We start from the raw sequence: 499 nt of genomic DNA, 5'->3' as shown, positions 1-499 counted from the left end.
CCAACCCGAAGACGCGCGAATCGCGACTGTTCAAATCCATGCGCGAACACATGATGAAGTCGGCCGGAGCGATCATCCGCTCGTACATCATGTACAAGCCGTATGCGATCTTCTCCTTCTTCGCCGTGCTGTTCGGCCTTGTCGGCGCCTTTTTCTTCGCGCGGTACGGCGTGCTCAGACTCACCGGCGACAAGGGCGAGCACCTGCAGTCGATCGTGGTCGGCGCGGTGTCGATGATTGTGGGTTTCCTGTCGATCATGATCGGCATCACCGCCGACCTCATCAGGATGAATCGCATGCTGATCGAGGACACCCTGGAACACACGAAGAAGATGCGTTTCGGTCGGGTCGGCGACTACGTCGCGCTCGGCGACGCGCAGGAGGAGCGGGACGGGGCCGTGCTGCACAGCCGATCCGGCCGGCTGTCGGGCGCCTCGATCGCCCGCTAGCAACCACCAGCAGGTTCGAGCGGCGGACCGCGCATGGCCGCAGTCCCGGA

Annotated in this window: 1 pseudogene; it reads left to right on the top strand. The window is 63.3% G+C overall.

The annotated features are described in order from the left end of the window. Positions 1-449, top strand: a pseudogene (locus tag ACFFC4_RS22245) (glycosyltransferase family 2 protein); the annotation flags it as partial. Positions 450-499 lie beyond the last annotated feature (50 nt).

Origin of the sequence: uncultured Jatrophihabitans sp. (assembly GCF_964244045.1) — a bacterium.
Lineage (GTDB): Bacteria > Actinomycetota > Actinomycetes > Mycobacteriales > Jatrophihabitantaceae > Jatrophihabitans.
The sequence above is the reverse complement of the archived record's forward strand: the minus strand, read 5'-3'. Positions and strand labels throughout refer to the sequence as shown.